This window comes from Halocatena pleomorpha (genome assembly GCF_003862495.1).
Lineage (GTDB): Archaea > Halobacteriota > Halobacteria > Halobacteriales > Haloarculaceae > Halocatena > Halocatena pleomorpha.
Genome location: NZ_RRCH01000061.1, coordinates 1 through 1,964, shown reverse-complemented (window position 1 = coordinate 1,964; position 1,964 = coordinate 1). Strand labels below are relative to the sequence as shown.

Here is a 1,964-nt window from a genome sequence, read left to right as displayed (position 1 = left end):
GCACTCACGCCACCCATCTCGAAGGTGATGTCGCTCTCTTCGCCGCCGCTGGCCCCGCTCACGCGCAAGACCAGCGTCGAGTAGTCGGTGACCGACTGGTTGAGTTGCTCTTGGTACCACCCGCCGTTGTCGTATTCGAGGACGAGCGCCCCGTTGCTGACAGTGCCGCTCCCGTTGGCGAACGACCCAGCGCCGCACCACTGACCGAGGTCGTTCGTGTTGCTCGACCACGACGGATCGCCGTCATAATCATTGATTACCAGTCCATCACCCGGTGTGTCCGTCGGCGTATCCGTCGGCGTGTCAGTTGGCGTGTCCGTCGGCGTGGTGCCACCGTTGCCCTCCGGAAGATCGTCGTTCTGGTGAGTTGCAAGGAACTCCTGCCACCACTGGCCAGGGCGGGCCTCGTAGTCCCACATCTCCCACGTGCCGTCCTGACTCGAATCGTGAACGAAAAACGCCGGCTCCCACGTGTGGTCGAAGTTCCAACAGATCGGGTGCACCGGGTTGTTCTCGATGAACTCCTCGAACTCGGGAGCGTATTCGGAGGCCGTTCCTTCGAGGAAGTCGAAGTTGTCCTTGCCGCCGCCCTCGGCCCAGCCGAACTCGCTGAAGAAGATCGGCACTTCTTGGGCCGGTTCACCGAAGTACGTCGACAGCGGCCGCATACCGTCATGCGTGTACACGTGTCCCGTGTAACAGATGTTGTCACCGTCGAACTCGTTTTCGGGAGCCCAGTACGTGTACTGACTCCACCGTGGCGAGCCGATCGTGATGAGATTCTGTGGCGCGTTCTCACGAACGATATCGATCCACGGCTGTGCCCGATCGACCCACATGTCCCAGTAGTCTTTACAAACGGGATCAGTCACGTCGGTGTCCTCACCACCCTCGTCGTTGCCGCCGTGTGGAACCTCCGACGGAGAACCCCAGTCGCCAGCGTACGGGCCGGTCGGCTCGTTGTAAATGTCGTAGATGACGTGCGAGCGGTTGCTGTAACGCGGTGCGACGAAGTTCCAGTACATCCGAAGCTCGTCGTCGAGTTCTGCGGCGTATTCCTCGGTGTAGCCATCGAGCTGAGAGGCTTGCTCTTCGGAGTGCCAGAGCATCCCCCGCTCGCCACAGAAGCCGATATCGTTGGGGAAGCTCTCGTTTCCACACTGGTAGTCACCGAGATCCGACTCGTGTTGGGGCTGGTGGAAGATCGGGAAATGCCGGTGATAATCGATCATCACGTACAATCCCTGCTCTTCGGCCGCATCAACGAGCGGATCGATGTAGGAGCTGAAGTACGTATCAAGATCGGATTCGTCGAACTGTCCGGGTAACAAGGGACCCCAATCGTCGCCGTGCGCCATCTGGAGGCTGTTGTTCACACCGCTGATGTCTTGGGGTTGGGTTGGAATTCGAATGATACGGCTGTACCAGTCTTCGTCGGTGTTCGTCGCCTTATCAAACACCGCCATCGCGTCCTTGCTCCGCCAGCTCCGCGCCAACCGTGCTGGATCAGCGATGTTCACACCGCGCAGAATCACGGAATTGCCGCTGGGATCTTTGATCAGGTTGCCGTCCCGGTGGAGCCACGGCGTCGGAATCCCAACTGCCGACACCGAATTAACGAAACTGCTAGCGAATCCGAGAGACAGCGCTCCCGCGCCCGCTGCCTTCAGCACTCCCCGGCGCGAGATACTGTCAATGACTCGCGCACTCGGTTCGTTGGATTGATCGGTCGATTCGTCGGTCGTCTCGTGTGTGTTGTCAGTCGTCATTGGTCTGTAATCTGTCTAGTCGTGTCGCTATTCGAGTCGCACTGTTTCGATGTTGAGAGTCGAACTGCCACCGCCCCAGAAGTTGAGTCGGAGCGACAGCGAGGACGAGGAGCGATCGACGCCCGCGGCTTGAAGGTCGACCGCCACGTCGCCCACACTCGTGGCGATGGAATCGCTCGTCACGTCGGCCAACGG

Annotated in this window: 1 protein-coding gene; it reads right to left on the bottom strand. The window is 59.9% G+C overall.

All coding sequences use genetic code 11. The features are described from left to right. A partial coding sequence (locus EIK79_RS17730) for a cellulase family glycosylhydrolase (RefSeq protein WP_124957131.1) occupies positions 1-1,769 on the bottom strand: 1,769 nt, incomplete at its 3' end. Positions 1,770-1,964: the final 195 nt, after the last annotated feature.